Origin of the sequence: Candidatus Koribacter versatilis Ellin345, from assembly GCF_000014005.1 — a bacterium.
In the GTDB taxonomy this organism is placed as follows: Bacteria; Acidobacteriota; Terriglobia; order Terriglobales; family Acidobacteriaceae; genus Korobacter; species Korobacter versatilis_A.
This window is the reverse complement of sequence record NC_008009.1, coordinates 788,464-811,513: the sequence shown is the minus strand read 5'-3', so window position 1 is coordinate 811,513 and position 23,050 is coordinate 788,464. Positions and strand designations below refer to the sequence as shown.

General features: G+C 56.9%; 19 protein-coding genes. 12 read left to right on the top strand and 7 right to left on the bottom strand.

The features are described from left to right. Positions 1–22: 22 nt before the first annotated feature. The gene (locus tag ACID345_RS03370; protein ID WP_041855398.1) at positions 23–238 is read right to left on the bottom strand and encodes a hypothetical protein; all 216 of its coding nucleotides are present in this window, start codon (positions 236–238) and stop codon (positions 23–25) included. 442 nt (positions 239–680) lie between these two features. Here ACID345_RS03370 and ACID345_RS03365 point away from each other — a divergent pair, with 442 nt between their 5' ends. Together ACID345_RS03365 and ACID345_RS03360 are read left to right on the top strand one after the other, a co-directional pair. After that, positions 681–1,268: a Crp/Fnr family transcriptional regulator gene (locus ACID345_RS03365; protein ID WP_148210002.1), complete on the top strand. Its 588-nt coding sequence runs from the start codon at positions 681–683 to the stop codon at positions 1,266–1,268. Between the two features lie 108 nt (positions 1,269–1,376). Further along, positions 1,377–2,231 carry a DeoR/GlpR family DNA-binding transcription regulator gene (locus ACID345_RS03360; protein ID WP_011521463.1) on the top strand — a complete coding sequence of 285 codons (855 nt, stop codon included), beginning with the start codon at positions 1,377–1,379 and terminating at the stop codon, positions 2,229–2,231. A gap of 6 nt (positions 2,232–2,237) precedes the next feature. Here ACID345_RS03360 and ACID345_RS03355 read toward each other — a convergent pair whose 3' ends face one another. Beyond that, positions 2,238–4,487: a twin-arginine translocation signal domain-containing protein gene (locus ACID345_RS03355; protein WP_011521462.1), complete on the bottom strand. Its 2,250-nt coding sequence runs from the start codon at positions 4,485–4,487 to the stop codon at positions 2,238–2,240. Positions 4,488–4,615: 128 nt separating this feature from the next. On the opposite strand from ACID345_RS03355, the gene ACID345_RS03350 reads away from it, so the two are divergent. Next, positions 4,616–5,947, top strand: a complete 1,332-nt coding sequence (locus ACID345_RS03350; protein WP_011521461.1) for a sugar porter family MFS transporter — start codon at positions 4,616–4,618, stop codon at positions 5,945–5,947. A gap of 1 nt (position 5,948) precedes the next feature. Here ACID345_RS03350 and ACID345_RS03345 read toward each other — a convergent pair whose 3' ends face one another. Then, a complete protein-coding gene (locus ACID345_RS03345) occupies positions 5,949–6,725 on the bottom strand; it encodes a glucose-6-phosphate isomerase family protein (protein WP_011521460.1) in 777 nt (258 codons plus the stop codon). Between the two features lie 16 nt (positions 6,726–6,741). Further along, positions 6,742–7,305 carry a glucose-6-phosphate isomerase gene (locus ACID345_RS03340; RefSeq protein WP_228370730.1) on the bottom strand — a complete coding sequence of 188 codons (564 nt, stop codon included), beginning with the start codon at positions 7,303–7,305 and terminating at the stop codon, positions 6,742–6,744. Positions 7,306–7,437: 132 nt separating this feature from the next. On the opposite strand from ACID345_RS03340, the gene ACID345_RS03335 reads away from it, so the two are divergent. Genes ACID345_RS03335 through ACID345_RS03325 form a run of 3 tightly spaced genes read left to right on the top strand, consistent with a single transcriptional unit; the run spans position 7,438 to position 11,715 of the window. Beyond that, positions 7,438–8,382, top strand: coding sequence for an ROK family protein (locus ACID345_RS03335; protein WP_011521458.1), 945 nt, complete (start codon positions 7,438–7,440; stop codon positions 8,380–8,382). Positions 8,383–8,409: 27 nt separating this feature from the next. Further along, positions 8,410–10,896, top strand: a complete 2,487-nt coding sequence (locus ACID345_RS03330) for a glycoside hydrolase family 31 protein (protein ID WP_011521457.1) — start codon at positions 8,410–8,412, stop codon at positions 10,894–10,896. 12 nt (positions 10,897–10,908) lie between these two features. After that, positions 10,909–11,715 (top strand): alpha/beta hydrolase, encoded by an 807-nt coding sequence (locus ACID345_RS03325; protein WP_011521456.1) that lies wholly within the window; start codon positions 10,909–10,911, stop codon positions 11,713–11,715. Here the strand turns inward: ACID345_RS03325 and ACID345_RS03320 are convergent, their stop codons facing one another. Both ACID345_RS03320 and ACID345_RS03315 read right to left on the bottom strand, forming a co-directional pair. Beyond that, the gene (locus tag ACID345_RS03320) at positions 11,716–12,825 is read right to left on the bottom strand and encodes a DUF4185 domain-containing protein (protein ID WP_011521455.1); all 1,110 of its coding nucleotides are present in this window, start codon (positions 12,823–12,825) and stop codon (positions 11,716–11,718) included. A gap of 22 nt (positions 12,826–12,847) precedes the next feature. Continuing rightward, on the bottom strand, positions 12,848–13,720 hold the full coding sequence (locus ACID345_RS03315) for a fumarylacetoacetate hydrolase family protein (RefSeq protein ID WP_011521454.1): 873 nt from the start codon (positions 13,718–13,720) through the stop codon (positions 12,848–12,850). Between the two features lie 114 nt (positions 13,721–13,834). On the opposite strand from ACID345_RS03315, the gene ACID345_RS03310 reads away from it, so the two are divergent. From ACID345_RS03310 to ACID345_RS03285, 6 genes are read left to right on the top strand one after another with little or no spacing between them, the layout of a single operon-like run. Beyond that, positions 13,835–14,677 (top strand): SMP-30/gluconolactonase/LRE family protein, encoded by an 843-nt coding sequence (locus tag ACID345_RS03310; protein ID WP_011521453.1) that lies wholly within the window; start codon positions 13,835–13,837, stop codon positions 14,675–14,677. A gap of 14 nt (positions 14,678–14,691) precedes the next feature. After that, positions 14,692–15,885: an enolase C-terminal domain-like protein gene (locus ACID345_RS03305; protein WP_011521452.1), complete on the top strand. Its 1,194-nt coding sequence runs from the start codon at positions 14,692–14,694 to the stop codon at positions 15,883–15,885. Positions 15,886–15,887: 2 nt separating this feature from the next. Continuing rightward, positions 15,888–19,385 carry a polysaccharide lyase family protein gene (locus ACID345_RS03300; protein ID WP_187148932.1) on the top strand — a complete coding sequence of 1,166 codons (3,498 nt, stop codon included), beginning with the start codon at positions 15,888–15,890 and terminating at the stop codon, positions 19,383–19,385. Between the two features lie 10 nt (positions 19,386–19,395). Next, entirely contained in the window at positions 19,396–20,211 is an 816-nt protein-coding gene (locus tag ACID345_RS03295) for an SDR family NAD(P)-dependent oxidoreductase (RefSeq protein WP_011521450.1), read from the top strand. Next, a complete protein-coding gene (locus tag ACID345_RS03290; RefSeq protein ID WP_011521449.1) occupies positions 20,208–20,966 on the top strand; it encodes an SDR family NAD(P)-dependent oxidoreductase in 759 nt (252 codons plus the stop codon). The genes ACID345_RS03295 and ACID345_RS03290 overlap by 4 nt, the downstream gene beginning before the upstream one ends. 1 nt (position 20,967) lies before the next feature. Next, positions 20,968–22,125 (top strand): aldose 1-epimerase, encoded by a 1,158-nt coding sequence (locus ACID345_RS03285; RefSeq protein WP_011521448.1) that lies wholly within the window; start codon positions 20,968–20,970, stop codon positions 22,123–22,125. Here the strand turns inward: ACID345_RS03285 and ACID345_RS03280 are convergent, their stop codons facing one another. Next, positions 22,126–23,046: an alpha/beta hydrolase gene (locus tag ACID345_RS03280; protein ID WP_148210001.1), complete on the bottom strand. Its 921-nt coding sequence runs from the start codon at positions 23,044–23,046 to the stop codon at positions 22,126–22,128. Positions 23,047–23,050 lie beyond the last annotated feature (4 nt).

Genomic DNA, 23,050 nt, shown 5'->3' with positions numbered 1-23,050 from the left:
AATCAAAGCTTGGCCCAACTACTTACGCCGCGAGCGTGGTCTTACCTTTTTTCTTCGCGGCTGCCCAACGCTTGCGAGCAGCAGCAGCAATCTTCGCGCGAGCTTCTGCGCTCATTACGCGCTTGCGCTTGCCCGTTTTTCGCGGGGCCCCGGTACCCACGACTTCGAGAGCGCCAATAGCCGTATTCAGGCGATCACGCTCCTCTTTCAGTTGAGACAGAATCGCATTGATTTCCAAATCGTTGTCCCCAGCAATATTAAGAGTCGTACAACACAAAGATTCTACATCCTCTAGCCGTTTTCGCTCCGCACACTGGCGAACGTTCGAGCAGTACCATCCCTGCAAATGTCCCGGGGACAATGAGATGCCGAGTTTGGTGCTACTTGCGCTACAGCAAGGTTTCGCTTGCTTGCGAGCAACGACAAATGATTTCGGTTCTGTAATGCTTTACGAAGCTTTTTGCGGTTGAAGGAATCGCAACCTGCTCACGCTCGGTCCTCCCGCATAGCTGCTCGAATTCCGACATTTGTCGTCTTTCCACTCCGGCGACGCAAGCGAGGCTGTACGTTTGTCGACTGTCTTTCAGAAACAATCACTCAATCTTCCGTCGGATTTCTATTCCCGGCTCTTTGAAGAACTCTCTCGGGCTGACTTGCGCGCGATCCTCGCGAAGGCGCGGATGCGAATCGTGTCGCGTAATGAGGTCTTACAGCATGAGGACGAGCCTGGATCGCACTTCTCGATGTTGGTGTCAGGGTTCGCCGACCTCTCGAAGGCCGCGCCTGGCGGCAAACGCGTCTTCCTGCGCTGGATATCGCCTGGCGATGTGTTCGGTCTCGCCGCCCTCCAGCCGCAATCGCATCCATTTCTCACCACGGTGACCGCGGGGTCGGAAGCGTCCGTCATGGTGTGGAACCGAGACGCGATCCAACCATTGCTAGATAGATTTCCGAAGTTGCGAGAGAACGTCTGCTCGGTCGCCAACGGATACCTGTCGCTGCTTGCGGACCTCTTGATGTCGAGGATTTCGGAGACGGCGCAACAGAGGCTGGCTCGAATCATCGCCGAAAGCGCGCAAACGATTGGGCGCTCCGCACCGAACGGGATCGAACTGGACCTCACCAACGAACAATTGTCCGAGATGGCGGACGTGAGCCGATTCACCAGCAGCCGGTTCGTAAGTGAGTGGCAACGGCGGGGGATCTTGAAGAAGACGCGCGGGAAACTCATCGTACAATCGCCGGAACAATTGCAGCTGCTCGGTTGAAACATCAGCGATTAAGCCCGAGCGGCGGATTAAGCTCCAACTTTCGTTTTTCTCTGAAACGAAACCTTCGGTTGTGTTATTAGTTTCCTTTCAGGAACGGAGGAGAACATGTCGAATCCGAACTCCCGGCAAGGTTCCGGGAGCTCATTGAATGTTCCCAACCACCCAGAGATACCGGGCACGCAAGACAAGCAGCAGGTGCGGTTTACGACAATTCTCACCGCGCTGCAGCAGACCGGCCGAGTGTCGGTTGACACGCTGAGCGAGCAACTCGACGTCTCGGTAGTGACCATTCGTCGCGATCTCGACGCGCTCGAGCAGAAGGGCTTGCTCCGTCGGACCCATGGCGGAGCGGTCTCGATCGAGCCGCTGTTTTACGAACCGTTCCGGCGCGATCAGTCCTTCCTGGCACAGGTGGAACGCGCAGCAGATGAGAAACGGCGCATCGGGCGCGCCGCGGCCGCATTAATCACCCCTGGGGAGACGATTGCGCTCACGCCCGGAACCACGACCACCGAGGTCATCCGCGGCCTGCCGATGAACTACAACATCACCGTTGTGACGAACACCGTCAACGTGGCGATGGAGTTGTCGAAACGAAAAGACGTTTATGTCTTCGTTACCGGTGGTCACTTGCACGGCGACTGGTTCTCGCTGGTTGGCTCGGCCGCGCTCAAGGCGCTGGAAAACATGCTGATTAACACCATGTTCATCGGCGCGGATGGCATGGACGCGACGTGGGGCGCGAGTTGCTTCATTGCAGATGAGGCAGAACTGAACTCGACGATGATGAAACTCGCGCGCAGACGCGTGGCTGTCGTGGACAGCGAAAAGCTTGGGGTGGTCGCAAACTGGCGGATCTGCCACGCAAACGAGCTGAACATCCTGATTACCGATACGAAGGCAACTGACGAGGCAATCGAACCGTTCCAGAAACTCGGCATCGAAGTAATGCGCGTTTGACGAGCTTTATCCGGTTTGTTTTTGCGCCCCATTCTTCGTGATGCTGTAGAGCGAGCCTTGATAACGCAGGCCTTCGAGCCGCGCATTGGGATCGAAATCCTCTAGACGCGAGTTCACTCGGATACCATCTTTCATCGTCAGCTCCGCTCCGAAGATCGAATCGATTACAAGTTCGGTAAACGAACCCGCCGCAATGCAGCACCAATCTTCGATGTATGGCGCATCTTCCGAAGCTTTTCTCGCGCCGCCATTCACGGGCGGAAAAACGTCTTCGATGAAATGGCCTTGCCCGATCGGGCCTTGATTCCCTGCCTTTGCGACCTGCTTCAGCCACGCCGACAATTTCGGTGAGCTGCCGGCCTTGTACAAACCTTTCGCACTCATAGCCGGCCACGCGCCGTACGCACCGAGGCAGCTATGGTCGGGACGGATGTTCCAAGTGGCGTCGGCGTCGCTTTGAGACAATGCGCGCATCCAGGTTTCGCTGCGCAACTCCCTCCAGAAGAATGCGGCCATCTCTTGCTTCTGAGCGGGCGATAGGTCCTCGGCCATATTGTCGAGGACAGCAAGGAAGTCGTAGCAGTGACGGACTTCGTTGAACGAGCCATCTGGCTGGCGACAGCGCCAATACCCTTTTCCGGCGACGTAAAGGTCATGGATGATGCGCTCGGCCAGCGACTTCGCTTCCGCCCGTAGTTGTTGTGCGCGCACCTGATTTCCACGATGCTCGTGCATTGCTGCGACAACCCGCATGCTGTGTACATTGTTCGCGTTCATACCGGCAACTTCGTGGAGATACGTGCTCACAACTTCCAGAAGATTCTCAATCGTGCCGTAATCTCCGAGTCCGTGACCAGCAGGGTCGAGCTTCTTCCAGTAGAGTGCGTGCTCTTCGAGGCCTTCGAGTACAGAGTGAGCGCCAATTTTCTTGTCGAGCCACGCGAAATCGCCGGTAACGCAGATGTATCGCCAAGCGCAGCGAACGATGGCGGTATCGTTCACCGCATACCACGGCCCTGCACCTTGCCCGCTGATGTAGTCGCTGGAGTGATGGTCGTGCAAACCGAGTTTCAGCCATGCCTCGACAAGCGTGCGCAGAGGCGTCGGGTCCAGCAATGCTAGTGCAAGAGAGGTGAGCGAAGTGTCCCACGGAAAACTCAGGGTCGGCAGCACGTGTCCACTGAGCGTGAGATAGGTTGGACCGTACACGGAATCGGGCGATACGCGCCTTGCAAACAGTAGGTTGGCGAAACCGTTATGGTACAGCTTCCAGAGAGCTTCGTTGTCGGTGACAAGGCGCGGCAGGTTTCCGCTGAATTCGGAATTGCCGGGTGTGAACGCCGAACCCACCAGATGGTCGAAGGTCGCTTCACTCTCCTTCTCGATCCCTGCGAAGTTAGCCTGCAACTTGTCATAGAGTTCCACCGCGCTCGAAGCGTCGCCCGCAAGCGCGACCGTAAAATTCAGAGATTTTGATTCCCTGGAACCAAGCTCGAGGTCAAAAAGCAGCATTCGCTTCTGCTCGACCCGGTCGGGAGAGGTATGAAAACCCTGCACACCGACGATCTGTGAGTGCTGCGCTTCGAAGATGAGGCAGCCGCGTCGCGCGTCATATGTGATCTTGTTGTCGGCTTCGCCGGGAGAATTCACGAACCATGGCGTCGTCTGCTTTGCGACCGCACCACGCATGTCGAAACCAAGCGTGAACGTTCTGCGGCCACTGCTGGCGTTTTTTACCGTGATCGTTTGCATCACCGCACGTTGCTTGCTGGGCAGGAACATACGGGTTGAGATTTGGAGTCCCCCCATGGTCTGGTTGCGAAACACGCAATGCGGGAACCATTGGTACTCCACGACGCCTTCCGGCTCCGGAGCAATCGCGGCAAACCGGCCGTCGAGGAACAGTTCGCAAGTGAGAAGATAGCCGGGGCTCCAGGGCATCGACGGCGGAGCGCAGCATGCGTACGGAGGAAATGAGATCGCGGTGATTGCCGAGACCGACTTGCCAACCTGCGCGTACCCAAACTCGTTCATCGCCGCCGGTGAATTGAAAAGATCTCGGAATTGATAGCGCTGCGGATCGGAGGCCATGTCGGCAAGCGATGGCGGGCACGTCAGCCTTTTTTTGACGATTGGATCGGTGCCGAAGAACCCGGGATTCGCGACCGCTGTGGGAGTAAGAGCGGCCAAGGTCGTTCCAGCGGCCCCGAACTTTAGAAATGTGCGACGGCTGACGTCATGATCAGAAGAAGGCATAGGGGACTCCCGAGCAAAAGACGGTATTCGGCAATAAAGCAACTTTATAGCATCGCTTTGTTCTATTTAATAGACGTTTTATGTTCTTTTAGATACGATTCGTTCAATAAAGAAAGCGACGAGGCAGCATGGCCATTAACCGCCACGTGGTAAAGAGCACATTCGTCAGCGCGCTTGGTGGTTTGCTCTTTGGATTCGATACGGCAGTCATCGCGGGTACCACTCATCAACTGACTGAGGTATTCAAGCTCACCCCCAATGCGCTGGGAATTACCGTCTCCAGCGCTCTGTTGGGAACCGTTTTGGGAGCGATCACTGCTGGATACCCAGGGCAGCGCATCGGTCGGCGCGACAGCCTTCGCATCATGGCCATTTTCTATATGTTGTCAGCCTTGGGCTGCGCGCTCGCCTGGAATTGGAGTTCGCTGCTCGTTTTCCGCGTGATCGGCGGGCTAGGTATTGGCGGATCGTCGGTGCTGGCGCCGATGTACATTGCAGAGCTTTCCCCGCCGAAGTGGCGTGGACGCTTGGTCGGATTCTTCCAGGTAAACATCGTTATCGGCATACTCGTTGCGTATCTCTCGAACTTCGTGATCGGCAGGATGAACTTCGGCGCGATGGAATGGCGATGGATGTTGGGTATCGCCGCGGCGCCGGCGGTTCTTTTCTTCGTAATGTTGTTCTTCATTCCGCGCAGCCCGCGGTGGTTAGCGATGAAAGGACGCACCGCCGAAGCACTTCGGGTTATGCGTCTTACCGGGACTGACAATCCGGAGGAAGAGCTTAACGGGATCGTGCGTTCCATCCATCTTGAGCGCTCCACTAAAAGCGAGTCGCTCTTGCAGCGCAAGTACCTCTTGCCAATCTTTCTCGCCGTTAGCGCTGGCGCGTTTAATCAGCTAACCGGCATCAATGCCTGCCTTTACTACCTGAACGATATCTTTGCCGCCGCTGGAGCAAGCAAGTATTCCGCCGGTATGCAGTCGGTACTCATCGGCTGCACCAATCTGTTCTTTACTCTGGTCGCGATGACGATGATCGACAAACTCGGGCGAAAGAAACTTCTGCTGGTCGGCACAACAGGTGTGTGCATCTTCCTTGCGATCATCGGACAGATTTTCCACAGCGGAGGCCATGGCGGCTCGCTGATCTGGCTGCTCATCGGCTTCATGGGCTTCTTCGCCATCTCGCAAGGCGCGGTGATTTGGGTTTACATCAGCGAGGTCTTTCCCACACGTGTTCGAGCCCAAGGCCAAGCGCTTGGCACTTCAACCTTGTGGATCACCAACGCGCTGATCTCGTGGATGTTCCCGGTGCTCGCCGCGAAATCGAGCGCTACGCCGTTCTTCTTCTTCGCGGCAATGATGTTCATTGACGTGCTGATTATCGCGATGATCTACCCGGAGACGAGTGGCGTATCTCTTGAGCAGTTGGAACAGAAGTTGGGCGTAGTCGAATAAGCTACGGTTCGAAGTGGTCCCAGGTTTTCTCGACGCGCGCTGGCTGCGAGACCCATTGCAGGCTCTCGGGATCGGCGACGAACTGCTGGTACATCGGTGTCCCGGGAGTGATTCCCAACTCCGGATAAGCCCGCGGTTCGCGCACCGTAATTTCAGAGCGACGATACCTGGGGTTGGCTTCCCAGAGGATGTTCTGCTCTGCATCGAACACCGGAAACCAAGCTAGCCCGCCGTGCGCACGCACTTCGTCGTAGACAAAACCGTACTGCCGATCGCACCATGCGCCAAAGACCATACGACGATTCGGATCAGCGTTAATCACACAATGTGCCCACGACGGTGGCACAACGACTTTATCTCCGGGATTGGCTACAACCGCGAAGCAGCGGCCAGGATCGTCTGTTGCACGCTCCTGGGCGTAGATGATCGCGAGGCCTTCCCAAATCTCGAACAACTCCGGAGTCGACCATCCACAGTGCGGCGCGATTGCGTGGATGTGGCCTTGGCTGCGCACCGGTTCGTCACCTAGCCGTCCGGCCGCATACGCCACGACACCGTACAAAATCATGCGCCGCTGCATCTCTGCGCGGTCGGATTCACGACCGACATCCATCACGATGGAATAAACCGGGTCGGGGCCCTTGCAATTCGGATCGCGCAGACTGCGACGAATGGCATTCAGCTGGCGAAACTCGGGCGCTGGGCCAAATACGCCATCGTCATACGAAAAGTGCATGTCGCTCGAGCAATGCACTCCAAGCTTTGGATCGAAGTTCATTTCCGGTTATGGTCCGCTACTCTTCGGTGAGGGTGAATGAAGGTTTGCCGTTCTGCCGCAGCACACGCGCGCCGAAACCTTTTCCACCGGCGATCTGGTAGTCGTGCCCCGCATCGCTCGGCCAGCATGCCACGAAACGCAACGGAACATCGCCCGTATTCACCACTCGATGCGCCACGCGACCGGAAATGTAATGCAGACTTCCCGGCTTCATCGCTTCAAACCACGAACGTCCCGACTCATCTCGCAACACCAGCATGCCTTCGCCAACTGTCGTTCCGTAAAACTCGGCGCGATCGAGAACGGCATGGCGATGGCCGTGCGTCATGTAATACTCATCGCCGACGGAACCGGGCTGGATTTCGGTGAGACCCCAGAACAATCCACCTTCGGTACCTCCGGGCACGGGCTCCCACCACCAGACGCGATAAACAATCGTATCCGGATCCATTCCCCGGAACGCTTGCGCGTCGCGGAAGATTCCACTAAGTTGTCCGAGTTTCTTCTCAGAAGACCGTAAGCCCGGCACCTGCAAGGCACCCGAACTCCAGTCCACGTTGGCAATGATGGCTGGATTCACGTCGATAGAGTACGCGCGGATTCTTCCTAAATCAACCAAAAAGAACAAAATTGTGTTCGTTTATAGCTATAACAGGATATTATCCTGTTTCTATTGCGTTTGTTTGAATCCCAAGGCCGCTAAGGTAAGGCGATGGACAGATGTGTTGTCTCGATTGATTTAGGAGGCTCGCACGCCGCGGTAGCCGTGGTGCAGGGTGCCAAGCTATTGGCGAGCCGCGAGATCGAACTCGATCACGCCCAAGACCTCCGCCCGGTGCTCGACATTTTCGCAAACGCGGTGCGCGAGCTTTTACGGGAATTGCAGATTCCGGCTAAGGATTGTCTTGGGCTCGCGCTTGGGTTCTGCGGATTGGCCGACGGGCGCATCGGGCGCGTGATCTCTACCAACAAGAAATATGAAGACGCGCCGGGAATCGACTTCAACGAGTGGAGTATGCGCGAACTCGGACTGCGCTTCGCGATTGAGAACGACGCGCGCATGGCCCTGCTCGGCGAACGCCACGCGGGCGCCGCGCACGGCTACGACAATGTCGTAATGATCACTCTCGGCACCGGCATTGGTGGAGCGGCGCTGATTGAAGGCAAGCTGTTGCGTGGAAAGCACGCGCAAGCCGGATGTCTCGGAGGACATCTTCCCGCAAAGGTGGGTGGACGCCTGTGCACGTGTGGCGCTGTTGGATGCAGCGAAGCGGAAGCCTCTGGATGGGCGCTGCCGATCATGGCAAAGGAATGGAAAGGCTTCGAGCACAGCGCTCTAGCGCAGCGAGAGAAGATCGATTTCCGCGCTCTGTTCGAACTCGCAAAAGCTGGTGATCGCGTCGCACTGGAGATCCGGGAATACTGTCTGCAAGTTTGGGCAACCGCCGCGGTCGGCCTGATTCACGCTTACGATCCCGAGCTCATTGTGATTGGTGGCGGCGTGATGCGCAGCGCCAACGTCATCCTGCCGCACATTCAGCAGTTCGTGAACGAGCACGCCTGGACTCCGTGGGGCAAAGTAAAGATCGTCGCCGCGGAACTCGGCAATCACGCTGGATTGTTTGGCGCCGAACCGTTGCTCACAGGCAACGTGTAACCGCTCCAATTCCTCATGAGGGCTCACATGTCATACGAATACCGGCCGCGTACCTGCCGAACGTTTATCTTTCGCGTGGCCTGCTTCGTGTTGCTGGCGCTGAGTGCAACGTTTGCGGATTGGCAATCCATTGGAGATCTCAAGCCCAGGGGCAGACAGGCAAATGAATTCACCTTTGTCAACGCGCGGACAACGGTGGCAATTACCGTGCTCGCTCCGGACATCGTGCGCGTGCGGGCCGTGGCTGGAACCTCTCTTCCCCCCGATCATTCGTACGCTGTAGTAAAGACCGACTGGCCCGCGGTCAAGGTGGACTTCTCTTCGAAAGAGAACGTTGAAAGCATCCGCACCGAACAATTGGAAGTACGAGTTCAGCTGGCGCCGTTCCGGCTTGCGTTCTACGACGCGAAAGGCAGACTCATCTCGAAGGACGCCGACGACCAGGGAATGAGTTGGGATGGACATCGTGTCCGAGTATGGAAAGACCAGCCAACGGACGAGCACTACTTCGGGTTCGGAGAGAAGAGTACGCCTCTCGACAAGCGAGGCCGTTCGCTCGTGATGTGGAACAAGGACCCTGAGGGATTCGATGGCACAACGGAACCCCTGTATCAATCCGTGCCGTTCTTCGTCGCGCTACGACAGGGTCGCGCGTACGGCACCTTTCTGGATAACACGTGGCGAAGCTCGTTCGACATGGGATCGGAAATCCCCGACGTTTACTCGTTCGGCGCAGAGAACGGAGAACTGAATTATTACTTCTTCGCGGGTCCGACGCCGAAGCAAATCGTAAGCCGATTCACCGAGCTAGTCGGCCGCGTTCCGATGCCGCCACGCTGGTCTCTGGGCTACATCCAAAGTCGTTACAGCTACTACCCGGAAACCAAAGTTCGTTTTATCGCCGAGAATTTCCGCGAACGCGACATTCCCTGCGACGGGATTTTCCTCGACATCGACTTTATGGACGGTTTTCGCGTCTTCACCTGGGACAAGTCGCGCTTCCCCGATCCCAAACGCATGATGACCGACCTGCGGCAGCAGGGATTTCACATCATCGCGATCGTGGATCCGATGGTGAAAGTCGATCCCAACTATTGGGTTTACAAACAGGGGCTGGAAAACAATTACTTCGTGAAGAAGCCCGATGGCACGGTCTTCACCGGCAAGGGCTGGGGTGGTCAGAGCGCGTATCCGGACTTCGCTTCATCCAAGGTCCGTGACTGGTGGGCGGGTCTTTATAAGGAACAAATTGACCAGGGCGTGGCCGGAATTCTCACCGACATGAATGAGCCCGCCGTGATCGGCACGAATGGCCCGACAACCACATTCGACATGGACATGGTTCACCACACGGAGATGGGGCCTCGCACCCACGCCGAAATCCACAACGTCTATGGGATGTTGGAGACGCTCGCTACACGGGATGGCATGTTGCGGGCGCGGCCGAACGAACGCCCGTTCATCATTACTCGTGCAACGTTCGCCGGCGGCCAGCGCTATGCAGCCCAATGGAGCGGAGACAATTTCGGCACCTGGGACCATCTTCGTCTTAGCATGCCAATGCTCAACGGCATGGGCCTTTCCGGATTGCAGTTCGTGGGCGCCGACATCGGTGGAATCATGCCGGTTCCGAGCCCCGAACTCTACACGCGGTGGATGCAGACCGGAGTACTGACTCCGTTTGTCTGGACACATTCGCTTGGTCCGGGAAATCTTGAACCGTGGGGCTTCGGCAATCGCATGGAGGCGATCAATCGCGAGTCGATCAAGCTGCGCTACCGGTTGATGCCGTACATCTATACGACGTTCTGGGAAGCCGCGACCACCGGTCAGCCAATCATGCGCCCGCTGCTGCTCGAATATCCGGATGATCCGTGGGCGATAGGAACCAATGACGAATATCTCTTCGGCAACGATCTGCTCGTTGCCCCGATCGTGAAAGACTACGACGAATCCCGTGGGGTTTACCTGCCGAAAGGGACTTGGTACGACTACTGGACCGACCACAAGTATGTGGGTCCGCAGATGATCACTGTAAATGCGCCGCTCGATCGCTTGCCACTCTTCGTTCGCGGTGGAGCAATCCTTCCAAGCCAGCAGGACATGCAGCATACCGATCAGTTCCCGATCGATCCGCTCACGCTCGACATCTATCCAGATTCGTCTTCTTCGCGCCAGTATTACGACGACGACGGCATCAGCTTTGGGTATCAGAAAGGCGCCTACTACGTACAGACGATCACCGCGGAGGCAACGACCGCAGGGGTGAACGTCACGTTGTCCGCTCCTGAGGGAAGCTTCCGTCCGCCGAAGAGATCTCTCGTGCTGCGAGTGCATCTCCAGGCTGCACCGCCGAGCGGGGTGTCACTCGGAACCTCGAGGCTTTCGCAGCAGGAATCCGTGAAGAAGTTGCAGGAAGTGCAGAATGGCTGGCTGTATGATTCGGACTCGCACACGGTTTGGATCAAGTTTCCTGACCAGGAAGCCGCCGCCAGCGTCGCGATTTCGCGCTGATTCGAAAGCCCTATGCAAAAACAATTTCCGAACGCACAGCTTTCCGGGCTGATTCCCGGGAGTGAAAACCTGCGGTTCCTCAACTTTCGCGGCAACGCGCTTCCGGGCCGCGGCGATGTACTGCTCTTTGCCCCGCCCGGATTCGAGTCGATGCACGACGTTCCTCTGTTGCTTTTGCTGCACGGCGTTTACGGCTGCCAATGGAATTGGTGGCTGAATGGCGCAATCGATCGCACTGGACTCGCGATGCTGCAAGATGGCAGCACCACGCCGATGATGATCGCAATGCCTTCCGATGGCTTGTGGGGCGACGGATCAGGTTATGTGCCGCATGCCCACGCAAACTATGAAGCCTGGATCGCTGACGATATCCCGACTTGCTTGCGTGAACTGTTCCCACAATTGCGATCCGATAAGTTTTTTATCGCTGGCTTATCAATGGGCGGCTTCGGTGCGATGCGACTCGGAATGAAATATGCCGCACGCACGCTTGGAATCTCGGCGCACTCCTCCGTAACGCACGCATCTCAGCTCTCGCGCTTTATTCCGTATCCGCCTGACGCGTTTCTATTCGCCGGTGAACAAGAGACAGACCTGCTGTACTGGGCGAAGACGAACCTCACGCATCTGCCACCATTACGTTTCGATTGCGGAACCGAGGACTCTCTGATTGAACAGAACCGGAAACTGCACCGGGAACTCTCCGATCTAGGCGTTCCACACACCTATGAAGAGTTCCCGGGCGGTCATGACTGGCCGTATTGGACCGAACACGTTCGCAGCACGCTCGCATTCTGCAAACGTGTTCTTGAACGTTGACTACTTCTTCGCGGCCTCCGGCATCGGCATGCGCACTACCTGCGGGAAATACACGTCGGTCTCAGCAGGCAGTTTCGCGGGCTTCATCGTGTTGCACACATAAGTGAACAGGAGTTCGCCGGCCTTCTCGAACTCCGGATGCTCCTTGCCCGCGTAGCAGAATGTGTCCTTGTCGTAACGCGGATCGCTCTTCTGCATGATCGGGACCTGATAGATCACATCGCCTTCGGTCCATGGGCCACTCATGGAAGGTGCGGTGCGCAGGATCACTTTGTCCGAGAAGATCTGCGGATCCACCATCACGGCGACCCACTTCTTTAACTCAGGGTGGTAACGCACCGACATCTCGGATGCGCCTTTGTTCATGACAGCCTTCGCCTTTGCCGGTTCCAGGCCGTCGTGCCATTTGTCGTCGCTACCGAGATATTGAAGGCTTTTCTGCGGGTCCCTCAATCCTTTCAGTGGAATGCGCGTAAGGATCTGCGGCCGCGACCCCTGCTCGTACAGTGTGAAGATGTAGAGATTGTCGCTGTCCACCAGCGCGGAGGCTGAAGGGTTGGCGTGCACGCTCTCCGCAACGAGCGGCGAGTACGAGATCTTCCAGTTCTGCGGGACATCCTTTATGCCCGTTACATGTGCCAGGTCGGTGCCGCAAACTTCAAATCCGAGCGCGAAAGCGTCGGAATTCGGCTTATTGCGCACGCACACCAGCGTGATCCACAACTCATTGTTGTGCTCCACGCCATCGAGCGCCCAGTAGTAGGTCCCGTCGTTCCGTTGCGGCTTGAAGAAGGTGTCAAAGTTGCCCTTTTCATCACGCTTGATCGAGTAATCGAGCTTCCATTCGCCGTTCTTACAGGTCGAAATGCCGATAGAGTTGTGCACCATCTTCGGATCGTTCCCGTTGACTTCGCGCTTGTCTCCATACAGTGTGTCGCCGAAGATCCAGACCACGCGGCCATCCTGCAGGGGAATGGAATACGCCGCATCGGCGCCTTGCCAGGGGGCTTGTGCCCCAAACGACGGATTACAGTCGAAGTGCTTGGACTCTGCGAAAGCAACCGCAGAGAGAACGAGAAGCGCACACACAAACTTGAACAGAAGACGCATGATTAGGCCCTCACTGACGAAATTAGTAACCGCGCTCGACACGGTTTGCGATTCTCCCGACACTTTCAATTTCTACTTCCACGAGATCGCCCTCGCGCAAATAAAGCGGAGGCTTGCGCGAGAAACCCACTCCCGGCGGTGTGCCGGTGGCGATGATGTCGCCAGGATGAAAGGTGAAGCTGTGCGAGAGATAAGAAATGAGTTCAGGAATTTTGAAAATCAATTGGTTCGTGTTCGAATCTTGCATCACCGCGCCATTCACGCGCGTGGTAATTCGCAAATTGCCAGGATCCGCCACTTCGTCTCGGGTGACGAGGTACGGTCCGTTCGGCGAAAACGTGTCGCAAGACTTCCCGCGCGTCCACTGACCGTCGGCAAACTGCGAGCGGCGCTCCGAAACATCATTGAAGACTACATACCCGGCTACGTATTCCATTGCCTCGGATTCTGCCACCCGATGCGCGCGCTTTCCGATCACGACTCCGAGTTCGCCTTCGAAGTCCACTTGCGCTTCGGCGTCCGGCAATCGGATGGGATCGTATGGTCCGGAAAGACTCGACGTGAATTTCGCAAAGCACAGAGGTGTCTTAGGAATCGACTGGCCAGCCTCTTTCGCATGGTCGAGATAGTTCAAACCGATGGCGACGATCTTTTTCGCAGCGACCGGGAAATCCAAATCGCGGCCGTCAACGTGAACAACATCCTGGCCTACGCCAAGCGTGCGTACGAACTCGAGCGCATCCGGACCTGACTCCAATAACGCCAATGTCGATTGGAAAGGCGCGGCATCCCTGCCAGCCTTCTCGGCAGCCGAAGCAACGTCGACAAACGCACCGTCACCAACCACAAGGCCGAGGCGACTTTCACCGTTTGCCCGGTATTGCACCAAACGCATCGATTCACTCCCGAAACCGTCAGAGTTTGCTTGACTTCCGCCAGAAAGAAACTATATATGTTTTTTTGTTTATCAAACAAGTGATATTGATATACTTTTTGCGTTAATTCGAACATGACCTCGCTTGTCTCGATGGATCGTTTCGAAGTCTTCGCCGATGGCCTTGACCATCCTGAAGGTCTTGCCTTCGATGCCGACGGAAACCTCTGGGCCGGCGGTGAACTCGGCCAAATTTATCGCATCGACGCGAAACGAAAAGTGAAGCTGGTGACCACACTCGGCGGCTTCAATCTTGGCCTGACATTTTCGTCGCGCCAGGAATTGTTCGTTTGCAACTTTAAACTCAGCGCACTCATTCAACTCGATCGTTCCGGAAAAGTCGTCCGGTCGTGGGATCGCGTGGGCCGCTACCGCCTTCGCACGCCGAATTTTGCCGTCTTCGATCGCGAAGGCAATCTTTATTTCAGCGACTCCGGTGAGTTTCACGGCGACGATGGATTTTTGTTCGTGTTGCGACCGAATGGCAAGATTGAGAAACTGCTTTCGGATCTCTCATTCCCGAATGGCCTCTCGCTGAGTGCCGACGACAAGACGCTCTTCGTTGTACAAAGCACAGAAGACAATGTACTCGCCGTGCCGGTTGCGGGCGGTAAAGTGACGGGTAAAGCCCGCGTATACGGGAGCGGCCTGCACAGCGTTCCGGATGGCGCGGCACTCGATGCGACCGGAAATCTGTACGTCACCTGCTACGCGTCGCACAATGTGTATTGCGTTTCACCGAACGGTGAAGTCAAACTATTCGTCGCCGATAGTGAAGGAACGATGCTCGCCAGTCCCACGAATATCGCCTTCGGCGGTCCGCATCACGATGAGATGTATTTTGCCAATCTCAGCCGCTGGCATATTTGTCGCGTGCGGGCCGGCATCAAGGGACAATTACTCGCCAACCAGCGTTAGCTGGCGGAGCTCTCATGAAAATTACCGATATTCGCTGGACGCGTGCGTTCATCCCGATTGAAGCGCCTTTGCGCTACTCCATCGGCTCTCATCCTGGTTTTTCGCGCATCATTATTGAGGTCGAAACCGACGAAGGCATCACCGGCCTCGGGGAGTGTTATACAGGTGCGAGCCGCGAAGGACAGCTTGCCGATCTCAAGCCGCAACTGATTGGCGAAGACCCGATGAATCTTGAGAGGATTCGCTGGAAGGTCGCAACGCCGAGTTCGGTGAAGCTTTTCGGATTCGCTCTCGGGTTTGCCGGTATCGAGTTCGCGCTCCTCGACATTCAAGGCAAGGCGCTGAACCGGCCGGTTTGTGACATCCTTGGCGGACGCATCCGCGACGAAGTTCCCTTCGCTGCCTACCTGTTCTATCGCTATGCAAATGACGAGGGGACGGGCGAAGTCTCGAACGCTGAGCAGATGGTTGCTTTCGCGAAGGCGCTCGTTGATCGCTACGGCTTTAAAACGCTCAAATACAAAAACGGCGTTCTGCCGCCAGATGAAGAGATTGATACCTTCATCTCGCTGCGCAAGCAGTTCCCAAAACACCGTATTCGCCTCGATCCCAACGCAGTGTGGACGGCAACTACCGCGATTGACGTCGCCCGCCGCCTGCACGACTACAACATGGAGTACCTCGAAGACCCCGTCTGGGGCATGCGCGCGATGCAACGTGTGAATGCAAAGGCTCCGTGGGTCACGTTGGCTTCGAACATGTCGGTGTTTGCCTTCGAAGATCTCGCGCCAAACATCATGGCCGACGTGCTGGATGTCGTGCTGCTCGATCCGCACTGGTATGGCGGAATTCATCGCGCCAAGCTCGCAGGGCAGATTTGCGAAGCGCTCGGTGTGGACGCCGGCATGCATAGCGGTGCGGAATTCGGCATCTCGCAGGCTGCAATGCTGCATCTGGCCGCGTGCCTGCCGAATCTGACCCTGGCCTGCGATTCCCACTACCACCACCTGAAGGATGACATCCTCGAAGGCGGCATGCTGAAGTTCGAGAACGGGGCGATGAAAGTCCCGACCGGCCCCGGACTAGGCGTGTCGCTGGACCGAGACAAGCTCGCTCGCTACCACGAACTCTCGAAGCAGCACGAAATGGGCGCGTGGACAGACGACCCTCGCCGCGGCGGCGGTGTCATCACGCAACCGAAATGGTGATCATGAAGACCCGGTGGAATTTCCTGGCCCAGGCAGTTCTGTTCGCATCGTTGATTTCGCCAACTATAGCTGGCGCACAAGAGCAAAGCATCTGGAAGCTCGGGACCTTCAATCACTCTTCGGGCGAGTTTCGCGACCAGGGCATCGACCACGCGGACCCGAAGAGTGACCTAACGTTCGTCGTTGGACACAACAAGGACTCTGACTGGTACCGCTTTCAACCAGGCCCGGCGAACGGAATGACGGGTGGGAGAGTGCATCCTTACACGCTGAAGTTTGCGTTGAAAGATGCTCCGCGGGGCGTTTACCACCTTAAAATCGCGATGTTGTACGAGACGCCGCGTCTTTCGTTTTTGAAACTGGAAATCAACGGCCACTCGGGTTACTTTTACTTTCATCCCAAGCTCGATTTCAACGCTGGCGACTGGGAAGGAACGTTTGTTCCCCAAACGTCGACGGATGAAAAAGTAATCGCGATTCCCGCTTCGTGGCTACATCAAGGCGAGAACACGCTTGTATTCACCGCAATGGACGCTCCTGCCACTCCGCAGAATTCTCTCGGCGCCATCGCTCCCGGACACACCGGCTTGGTGTACGACGCACTGGAACTCACCCAAGATCCCTCTGCAACTTACGACGACCACGCGTTCAGTGCGCAAATTGAACCAACGATCTTCTATCGTGCCGGCAAGAATGGCAGTACGGAAGTCGTCGACGTATTCGCGAGCGCAGGCGCGCTGCCCAAGAGTGGAACGATCCAACTTCAGACAGGCAGCACTCAACTGGCAAAAGAGTTCTCCTCCGAGTGCGAGTTCGGCGAGATCCGTGCGAGCTTCGATGTCCCTGAATGGAGCGGTCCTCAAGAAGCAACCGCAAGCCTTAGCGGCTCGAAGGCGACCGCGACGATCACTCCTGCAAAGAAATGGGCGGTTGCGATCATCCCGCACGAACACCTTGATGTGGGCTTCACCGATTACGCCGCGAAGGTCGCGGAACTCCACTCTCAATCTATTGACGCGGCGATGGGCTTGATCCAGAAGACGCCAGATTTCCGCTGGACACTCGACGGTAGCTGGGTGGCCACTCAATATCTGAACGGCCGTTCTGCTGAAGCGCGCGAGCAGTTCTTGCAATACGTTCGCGATGGCAGCATCACGATTCCACCGGAGTTCGCCAACCAGCACACCGGCAATGCCTCAGTGGAGGCGCTGGCGCGCTCGTTTTACAACCAGCATCAACTCGCGCGTGAGTACAAACTCCCCACCGCAGATGCCGCGCAAATCGTCGACGTTCCCGCGTACACATGGGGATACGCATCGGTGCTTCATGACGCGGGAATCAAATACTTCATCGCAGCGAGCAACAGTTGGCGCGCGCCGATCATGCTGCTCGGCCGTTGGAATGAGAAGTCTCCGTTTTATTGGGAAGGCCCAGATGGCAACCGGGTGCTGATGTGGTATTCCCGCGCTTACCTGCAAGCCCATACTTTATTTGGCGGACCGTGGCGCATGGAATCTATACGTGATTCGCTGCCGGTCTTCCTGCAGGCCTACACGCGTCCCGACTATACGGCGAACACCGCGATCATTTTCGGTACGCAGTTGGAGAACACTCCGCTCGCGAAGGAACAAAGCGAAATTGTTGGCACGTTCAACCACGAATACGCCTGGCCGAAACTCGAGTTCTCGACGGTTCACTCCGCGATGGCGCAGATCGAGCAAGAGTGGAAAGGGGAAATCCCTGTTTATCGCGGCGATTTCGGCCCTTACTGGGAGGACGGCTACGGAAGTGACGCCGCCCACACTGCGATTCATCGCGAGAACCAGCATCGGATTGCAACCGCAGAGGTGTTGGGTGCCGCTGTATCGTCGATCGACCCTCGTGTTATTCCAGATCACACTTTGCTCGATGACGCATGGTGGAACGAGCTGACGTATGACGAGCACACCTGGACCTACGTTGGCGCGACGACGCAGCCGGAACACCACCAGAGCGAAGACCAGATCGCGTTGAAGGGGGCCCGCGTCACACGCGCGCGCAACGACATCGACGAATCCATCCAGCGTGGATGGGCGCAATTGGAAGCGTTGGTCCATCCGAAAGAAGCGTCAGTCGCGGTTTTCAATTCGCTCAACTGGAAACGTTCAGGCGTCGTCGAAACCGACCTGCCGGACGGCAGCACGCTCGTGGATGCCACGACGGGATCTGAAGTTCCACTCGAGGTTCGCTTCAAAGGCAAGGGCATCTCGCTTCCGGGGTTCGGTCCTGGCAATGTGCGGGTGCGGTTCACCGCCTCGGACGTCCCTGCAATCGGATACAAGCTCTTCACGATTCGCCCGACCAGTGCGGCTTCCCACGAACCCGAAAGCCTTCACGGCAATGTATTCGAGAATGACTTCTATCGCGTTACGATCGCGCCTTCAGGCGGCGCCATCGCGAGTGTTTATGACAAACAACTCGGCCGCGAATTGGTGGACCAGAACAGTCCCTATAAATTCGGCGCGTATCTCTACGTCACCGGCGGTGACGAATACCCACGCAACTCGCTCTATCGATTCGGCGCCGGGCTCAATCTTCCTGCGCTGACCGCACATGCAGCGCAGTCGGCCACCGTCGTTTCGGCACAGCGCACGCCCCTCGGCATCAGGATCACGATGCATTCGAGTGCGACCAATACGACTTCAATTGAAACTGAGATCTTCCTACCCAGTTCGCAAAAGCAAGTCTTCCTTACGTATCGCGTTCACAAAGAACGCGTGCTCACTCGCGAATCCGCTTACATCGCCTTCCCCTTCGCAGTCGCCGATCCGCAGTTCACTTACGGCTCGCAAACAGGGTGGGTGAATCCCGCGAAAGACGAACTCGCAGGCGGCAGCCGCGAGTGGTATCTGCCTACGACATGGGCCGCCGTCTACAATCCACAGATATCCGCAACGGTGGTTCCGCTCGACGCACCACTCACGACCTTCGGTGACATCATGCGCGGCGCATGGCCCGCGGAATTCAAGCCAAAAAGCAGCACGATCTTCTCGTGGCTGATGAACAATTACTGGGGCACGAACTTTCCAGCATGGCAAGGCGGCGATTTCACCTTCCGCTACGCCGTCACCAGCGACGCGAAGTTCGATCCCGCAGCCCTCAATCACTTCGGCTGGAATGCGCTGACTCCGTTGGAACGCGACGACATCGGCGCTTCGACAGACACCTCGCCGCTCCCGAGCCAACAAGCTGAACTGCTCGCGATCAGCAATTCGAAAATCAATCTGCTCACCTGGAAGCGTGCAGAAGACGGCGATCGCACAATCCTTCGGCTGCAGGATGCCTCGGGCGAGGCTTCTCAGTTCACAATCGCCAGCAAGTACGTCAAGGTCGAACAGGCATGGTCTTGTAACCTTCTCGAGGACAATCAGGCCCCGCTTCCCGTCGGTTCCGGCGGCATTGCAGTCTCCATCAAACCATTCCAGGTATTAACGATTCGGCTCCATACAGCTCCGCGATAGGGGAACGGCTATGAAGATCGATCTCTCCGGCAAGGTCGCCGTTGTTACCGGTGGCGCGATGGGTATCGGTGAAGCCTGCGCCCGCAAGATCGCATTGGCCGGTGCGTCAGTCGCCATTCTCGATCCTAACGAGGACGCAGGCACGAAGACTGCAGCCGCGATCCGCGCGCACGGCGGTGAGTGCAAATTCTTTCGATGCGATGTCAGCAAGTCGAAGGATGTCGAGCAAGCTGTCGGCGACGTCATCACGAAGCATTCGCAGATTGACATCCTGGTCAGCAACGCCGGCATTCAATACTACGGCGACGTCATTACCACTCCTGAAGACGATTGGGACCGCGTCATCGGAGTGAACCTCAAAGGGTGCTTTCTCATCTCGAAGTTCTGCGTGCCGCACATGATAAGCAATGGCGGTGCAATCGTCGTGCTCGGCTCGGTGCAGAGTTTCACCGCGATCCAGAACTCCGCGGCTTACGTCACCTCGAAACACGCGGTCCTCGGTCTGGCGCGGGCCATGGCCCTCGACTATGCGCATAAAGGCATTCGCGTGAATTGCGTTTGCCCCGGTACCATCGACACGCCGATGCTCCACTGGGCGGCGAGTCTTTCACCCGACCCGGAATCCGTGATTCGCACCTGCGATCGAATGCACGCGCTCGGTCGCATCGGTAAACCGGACGAGGTCGCCGACGCTGTTCTTTATCTCGCCTCGCCAATGTCTTCGTTCATCACGGGCGCCGCACTGCTGGTGGACGGCGGTATGCTTGTTCCCGCAGGCGGCATGGCCTTCCAGGAAGGCGGCACAGGAGCATCCACGAAGAAATGAAACTCAAAGGAAAAACCGCTATCGTTACGGGCGCCGCTGCTGGAATCGGCAAAGCCTCCACCGAGCTATTTGCGTCGGAAGGCGCCCACATCCTCGCGATCGATCTCGATGGCGGCAAACTCGAACACCTGGCTTCAAAAATCACCAGTTCAGGCGGAATCTGCCTGGCGCTTCGGGGCGACGTCAGTCAGAGCGCGGATGTACAAAACGCATTGAACACAGCGATCGGACGCTTCGGAAAAATCGACATCCTGTTCAACAACGCAGGAATCGTGCCGGCTGGCAAGATCGATGTCACCACGGAAGAACAGTGGGACCGCGCGATGGCCATCAACGTAAAAAGTATGTACCTGTTCTGCCACGCGATTGTTCCGCACTTTAAGGAGCATGGCGGCGGAGTGATCCTGAACACCGCGTCAGCTACGGCTCTGCGGGCCGTCGTAGATCGCGCGTGTTACACCGCTACGAAGGCAGCAGTCGTGGGGCTCACGAAGTCGATGGCGTTGGATTACGTTCGCGACAATATTCGCGTGAATTGCCTCTGCCCCGGTACGGTGGACACACCTTCTCTCTCTGAGCGACTTGCCGCATTCCCCGATCCCGCGGAAGCAAAGAAGAATTTCATCGCACGCCAGCCAATGGGCCGCTTCGGCACTGCGGAAGAGATCGCGCTCGCCGCGCTATACCTGGTATCCGACGAATCAGCATTCGTCACTGGTGTAGCCTTTGCCATTGATGGTGGATTGACGATCTAGGATGAATCGCTGCGAGGCCGCTCCCATAACATGGAAGGGCCGACGCGCCTTTCGCCTTACGAACGGTACGGTCGAAATCACAGTGCTCCTCGGCGGTGGACACATCGCAGATTTTCGTCTCTGCGGCTCGCCCTACAACACGCTGTTCGAGTCGCCGTGGTCAACGATCGAGCCCTCGCAGTTCAGCTCACAACTACACTCCAGCTCGTATGGGGACGGTCCGATCGGGCGCCTGCTTTGCGGTTACACCGGGCACGCGCTGGCGCTAGGGTATTTCGGCTTGCCGGACGAATCCGAATCGAATCAAGGGCTGCCTTTGCATGGCGAAGCAGTAGCCAGCGACTGGAAAATCTCCTACAGCAACGCGGACGATGTAAGCGCGTCTGTCACGATGGAAGCTTTGTTGCCCGTTTACGGTCTTCGTGCCGAGCGCACCCTTCTGCTTTCCGCCGGCGCATCCACCGTTCACATCGAAGAGCGCGTGACAAACGTGAAGCACTCTCCTCTCGATTTCCAATGGGTCGAGCATGCAGCATTCGGAGAGCCGCTCTTCTCGGCAGGTGAAGCCAAACTCTACCTGTCGGCGAATCAATGTCGTACCTGGCCGTTAGGATATGAGGATCGGGAGAGTCTTGTCGTGGATCGCGACTTTGACTGGCCGCACGCGCCGTGGATCAAGGGCCACTTGGTCGATCTGTCTCTCCCATTTGATAAGAATGGCACTGGCTTTGTTGCTGCGCTTCTCACAGAGCCAGAACGATCGAACGCATACATCGCCGTGCACAATCGGCGCCTAGAACTCGCGGCCGGTTACGTCTTCGACCGCTGCCAATTTCCCTGGATAGCTCTTTGGGAAGAGAATTGCGCGCGAAGCTATCCGCCTTGGAATGGCGTCACCCGTGCACGCGGCGTGGAATTCGGGAATAGCCCTATTCCGCTCGGCCTACAACACGCAAAAGAGATGAAGACGCTCTTCGATGTCCCCGTATTCAGCACAATTCAGGCTGGTGAAACGATCGCCACGAGCTATCAAATCTTCGTCACTCCGATGGAGCGCGATTGGCCAGACATTTCGGACCTTCGAGAAGAGTCGGGAAGCTTAGCCGTTCACAGCCAGGACGGTCGTCTCGCAAGCATCCCCACGAGCGGCAAACCCTGACTACTGCATCAGCCCATGCTCTCGCAGAAACGCATACAGTTTCGTGTAAGCGTCCTCCAATTGCGCGTCGTTGAATTGGCCGTGACCGCCACCTTTGATCGTCACCAACTCATTGGGCACTCCAGCCGCTGAGAGCGCTTTGTGAAGGCGCACAGACTGCTCATAAGGCACTACGTCATCCGCATCGCCATGCACTGTAAATACAGGCGGCAGGCCCGGACGCACATACGTTAGCGGAGAGACTCGCTTGGCGACTGTTTGCACGTCCACTTGGCTTCCCATCCACATGATCGCGTAATTCTTCAGTTCCGGCCCTTGCAAGAGTTCGCCAACATCAGAGGGTCCATACCAATTAACAATCGCTGCAACGCCCAGTTTCGCATCACCGTATTTCTCATCGCCAATGCAGTTGTTATCCAAGCCCGTGCCGTCGGGGAGCATTCCGACGATGAGGGATAGGTGGCCACCGGCGGAGTGACCGGTAACGACTATTTTCTTCGTGTCGATGTTGTACTGCTTCGCATTGCGATAAACCCACCGCAGCGCACAACGACAATCTTCCACCGCGGCGGGCGCCGGTGACTGGCTCGCCATGCGGTATTCGACATTGATTACGTTCCAGCCCATCTGGAGGTACGGGAGAAAGTAGAGTGTCGCTCCCGTTCGGTCGCCAAAGATCCATCCGCCACCGTGGTAATAGATCAACGTTGGCGCCGGAGTCTTAGCATCTTTCCTCTGCCAAACATCGAGTTTCAGCGCGTAGTTATTTGCCGTGCCATACACAACGTCCGGGTAGATCGCATACCTCTCGGCGACCGTCGCTGTCCACTTCTCCGTCGGCGGTAATTGCTGGGCTGCGGCACACGCCGCCAGCGAAAGGCAGCACAGAAACACCGCAACAGCGCGATGCATACGTTGCATGGGT